Source organism: Kitasatospora sp. NPDC036755 (genome assembly GCF_040636595.1).
Taxonomy (GTDB): domain Bacteria; phylum Actinomycetota; class Actinomycetes; order Streptomycetales; family Streptomycetaceae; genus Kitasatospora.
This window is the reverse complement of sequence record NZ_JBEZUT010000483.1, coordinates 1-4,588: the sequence shown is the minus strand read 5'-3', so window position 1 is coordinate 4,588 and position 4,588 is coordinate 1. Positions and strand designations below refer to the sequence as shown.

Annotated in this window: 4 protein-coding genes; all 4 read right to left on the bottom strand. The window is 73.1% G+C overall.

Annotated features, from left to right (window positions below):
* Positions 1 to 112: 112 nt before the first annotated feature.
* Entirely contained in the window at positions 113 to 709 is a 597-nt protein-coding gene (locus AB0E96_RS38420; protein WP_359831071.1) for a hypothetical protein, read from the bottom strand.
* 247 nt (positions 710 to 956) lie between these two features.
* Positions 957 to 2,315: a serine/threonine-protein kinase gene (locus AB0E96_RS38415; RefSeq protein ID WP_359831070.1), complete on the bottom strand. Its 1,359-nt coding sequence runs from the start codon at positions 2,313 to 2,315 to the stop codon at positions 957 to 959.
* Between the two features lie 242 nt (positions 2,316 to 2,557).
* On the bottom strand, positions 2,558 to 3,892 hold the full coding sequence (locus AB0E96_RS38410; RefSeq protein ID WP_359831068.1) for a M64 family metallopeptidase: 1,335 nt from the start codon (positions 3,890 to 3,892) through the stop codon (positions 2,558 to 2,560).
* A gap of 69 nt (positions 3,893 to 3,961) precedes the next feature.
* Complete coding sequence (locus AB0E96_RS38405) at positions 3,962 to 4,330, bottom strand: hypothetical protein (protein ID WP_359831066.1); 369 nt, start codon at positions 4,328 to 4,330, stop codon at positions 3,962 to 3,964.
* Between the last annotated feature and the right edge of the window lie 258 nt (positions 4,331 to 4,588).

Here is a 4,588-nt window from a genome sequence, read left to right as displayed (position 1 = left end):
CGCCGGCTTGTGCAGCTTGGAGACCAGCACGATGGCGTGCACCCGCGTGGGCAGCACCACGTCGTCCGGCTCCTCGGCGGCGATGAGCTCGTCGGTGCGGTGCGGGACCCGCTCAGCCGAGCAGGAGGAACTTGGTGGCCGTGGACCCGCGGTAGAGGCTGCAATCGGTGTTCTGGGTGGTGCTGCTGTAGGTGAAGCCCCGGGGCACGTCACAGGCCCACAGGCCGCTCACCGGCTTGCGGAGGTGGAAGGCGTTGGACTGGCCGCCGCCCTGGGTGATGTTGCAGGCGGTGCCCCAGCTGATGTAGTCGTAGGTGAACTCCGGGGTGCCCACGCAGGCGGTGAGACCGTCCACCGGCTTGCGCAGGTGGTACTGGTTGGACGGCACGCCGCTGATCTCGCTGCACGCGAGGCCCCAGGTGATGGCGTCGTAGACGAAGCCGGGCGCGCTCTTGCAGGCCGTCAGGTTGTCGACGGGGGTCCGCAGGTGGAACTGCGGCGAGTTCCAGGTGCCGGTGCCGCTGCAGTTGCGGTTCATCGAGACCTGGTCGTAGACGTAGCCGGCCGGGATCTCGCAGGCCCAGGCGCCGTCGAGGCCGGTGGTGGAGGCACTCGCGGGGGCCGCCGTGACCGCGCCCGAGAGCAGCAGGGCGAGTGCGGCCAGTGCGGCGAGCAGCAGGCGGACGGGGCGGGGACGTGTGGTGGGCATGGCTCTCCCAGGGTCGTGGCCGGTGGGGGCGTGCTGCGGGAACGGTTGAGCTGGTGCCAACGTACGGGCGGGCAGCCGGAGTTGCGGCCCGCCGACGGTTCTAGCACGACGGCGCCGCGGCCACCCGGGGAACCGGTCGACTCGGGCGGATCCGTGGAACCTCGGCCGGAACCCGCCGCCGACACGGCGGCTCCCGGCGGTGTCCCGGCGGTGTTCCGGTGGTGTGTTCCGGCGGTGTGTTCCGGCGTCAGTGGGCGCCGAACACCCGATGGGTGAGGGTGGCGATGAGCCCGGCGACCTTCACCTCGACCACGACGTCGCCCCGGGTCCACGTGGTCGTCGCGTCGTCGGGTGCGCCGAGCGCGTTCAGCACGGCCACCGACAGTCTGTCGCGGTCCTTCACCTCGGGGATGAAGGCCACGAACCCGAGTTCGCCCCGGCCGTTGAAGGAGTACTGGGTGTGCATCTCGATACCGCAGAACGCCTCGGGGCCGGTGCCGGTCAGCCACCACTCGTCCCGCTGGTGCGCCTTCGGGAAGCGGGCGCGGAACTGTGCGACGGTCGCTCCCCAGGGCAGGCCGTTCCAGCCCTCTTCGAGCCCTGTCGGGCTCGCGTCGGCCGGGGCCGGGGCGGCCGGGAGCGGGTCCGTCGGTCGGCCGCGCCGGAAGGCGAGCCGCGACAGGCCGCGTCGGCGCGGGGGCGGCTGGGGGCCGACGGGACGCCCGGGTCCGGCGTCGGCCGGGGCCGCGGCGTCGCGCACCATCGTGGTGACCGGCTCGGGCAGCCAGTCCCGGTCCGTGCCGGTTCCGGTGAAGGCACGCATGATGTCGGCCGTCGTGGGCCGGGCGGTCGGGTCCTTCGCCAGGCAGGCCGCCACCAGGCCGCGCAGCTCGTTGTCGGTCCCGGACAGGTCGGGCTCCTCCTGGGTGATCCGGTACATCACGGCGACGGCCGGCCCTTCGCCGTCGAACGGGGAGGTGCCCGTCGAGGCGAAGGCGAGCACCGACCCGAGGGAGAACACGTCGCTGGCCGTGGTCACGGAGGCGTTGCCGCGCGCCTGTTCCGGGGACATGTAGGCAGGTGTGCCGCGTACGGCCCCGGTCGTCGAGTGCGCGGTGGCGTCCAGCGCCCGGGCGATGCCGAAGTCGATGATGCGCGGCCCGTCGGCGGCCAGGATGACGTTTCCCGGTTTGAGGTCGCGGTGCACCAGGGCGCACTCGTGGATGACGCTCAGCCCTTCCGCCAGCCCGGCCGCCAGCACCCGCAGAGTCGCGGTCGGCAGCGGCCCGTGGGCGGTGACCGCGGCCTGCAGCGTGGGCCCGGGCACGAAGGCGCTGACGACCCAGGGGCGGTCCGCGTACGGGTCGGCGTCGACCACCTGGGCGGTGAAGAAGCCGCCCACCCGCCGGGCCGCCTCCACCTCCTGGGCGAAGCGCCGGCGGAACCCCTCGTCGTGCCCGTACGGCGCGTGGACCAGCTTCACCGCCACCGGCCGCCCGCCCGGGGTGCGTCCCAGGAACACCTGCCCCATCCCGCCGGCCCCCAGCCGTCCCTCCAACCGGTAGGCGCCTATCCGCTCAGGGTCGCCCGGCCGCAACGCTTCCATCGACTCTCCCCGTCTTCCGGCGGCATCCCCCGGATGCTTTCAGACGCGGACGCGCCACCGCTCGGGAATCCGCCAACACCCCGAGCCGTGGCGCGACTTGGGCAGAGGTCACGCCGAGCCCCGGCACCGCTCGGCGGATCGCCCCGCGGATCGCCGCGCGGATCGCCCGGCGGGCATCGCGGACGGCGGCTCCGCGGGAGCGGAGGAGGGGCGCCGCGATGCCGGTGCGAGGAGCCGTCCCGTCAGCGCGTCACGGGCCAGGACAGGCTCGAGGTCAGCTTCTCGCGCAGTGCCGGGTCCGTGACGGCCGTGGTCGGGTCGGTGGCGACGGCGGTGAGCAGGTGCGGGCGCCAGCGCGGCCCGGTCAGCTTGAGCTCGGACAGGTCGAGCGCGGTGCGGCCGGCCAGCCGGGGCTGCTCGCGCCCGTCCAGGTACCAGCGCAGCCCGGTGCCGGGCACCGGGAGGTCCACGGTGAGGCGGTCCGCGGCGGTGAGCGGACTGCCGCCCGCGGTGCGGCTGGTGAGCGGGGTGGCGTGCCGGTAGAAGCCCGCGATCATCGCCTCGCGCCCGGGCAGATTGAACTCCCGCCCGAGCGAGCGCATGATCGAGTTCTCGGTCGGCCGGTAGAGCCCGGTGGGGAAGTAGCCGCCGCCCTCGTACGCGCCGACGGTGCCGCCGTCCGGCGAGGCCTGGCCCAGCCAGCGCGCCCACTTGGAGCCCTGCTGCCGCATCCGGTCGGCGGTCAGGGTGCTGATGTTCGGTTCGACGGGTTCGGCGCCCTGGTACGTCCCCTGGCCGTCGTACGCGTACTCGTCGGCCAGCTTGCCCAGCGAGTGCCCGGTCTCGTGCACCGCGATCTGCCCGGCCTTCGCGTTGCCGCCGGCCACGGTGGCGATGCCCTCGTAGCCGAGCGGCGACTTGATGTCGTTGTAGCCGGCGCCGCCGTACTTGGCGGTGTTGGCCACCACGAGTACCAGGTCCGCCTGCGGGGCCTTCGCGGCGTAGGCGTCGACGGCCTTCTCGTCCACGCAGAGCAGCCGCTCCACGCCGTCGCACCAGAAGTACGAGCCCAGTGCGGTGTGCCGGACGGTCGCCTGGTCCGGGTCCCCGGTCACCCCGGACTCGGGGGAGACGGCGGACACCGCCCAGACGTTGAACAGCGCGCGATAGGTGGCGTAGGGCTCGACGGACGTCATCTCCTGCCACTTCCGGGCCGCGTCCGCGCGGAACTTCTCCTGCTCCTGCGCGGTGTACCCGTCGCCGATCACGACCACGTCCAGTTTGGCGGCGGGCTCCCCGTTGCGGACCAGTGCCGTCACCTCGCCGTCGCCCTGTATCGGCGCCACGCCCTGGGGGCGGCCGGCGAGGTAGGGGGAGGCCGACGGCGCTTGGGCGCGGGAGATGCCGCCGTCCTCGGCGAACACCTCCACCTGACGGGTCGCCGCTGTGCCGCCCGCGGGGAGGCTCGTCGGTGAGTCGTCCGCGGGGCGACTCCAGGCCGGTGCGGTGCCCAGGGCGGGCCCGGCGAGTACGGCAGCGAGCAGGGCGGTGGTGATCCTGGCGGTGGTGCGGTGCACGGGTATCCTTCCGGAGGGAACGGTCTGTGGCCCGCCCCCTTCCCATGTCGAGGACCTGACAACCCTGCCTCAGTGCGGGTGGCCGTTCGAGCGGTGCAGGTGGTCACGCCCCTCCGCATCGGTGAACTCGACCTCGAACGACAGGCCCATCCCCTCCAGCGCCGCGAGGAGAACGCCGACGCGGTCCGGATCCACGAACCCCGCGAAGGTCACCGGACGCACCGGCAGGATCTCCAACTCGGCGAAGGTGCACTCGACTTCGTACTCGGTCCGGCTCGACAGCCGGACCCGCCAACCGGCGCCCCGGAACAGCTCGGCCGCCCGCCGCGCGTCGGCGGCCGAGGGCAACGACCCCCAGACGTTGTGGCCGAGGTCCAGGCGGGCCAGGGCGGCGCCGTCCAGCCGGGGCCCGTCCGTTCCGGCGGTGGAGAAGCTCATACCGGACGGTACCAGCCGGCGCGACCGCCCCCGCAAGCGGAATTCCGCGCGGACCGGCCCCTGCGGCCACCCCGGATGTGCCCCCGGCAAAAGGAGACGGAAAGCGCGATGAGCCGGAAGCACTTCGAAAGTGCCCGGCTCATTCACGGTTTTCGATATGCGGGTCTCGTTGTGGTGTTTGTGGTTAGGGGAAGATGTTTTGGCCGGGGGTGAGGGTGTGGGTGGGGTCGTAGGTGTTTTTGGCGTTGGTGAGGGTGG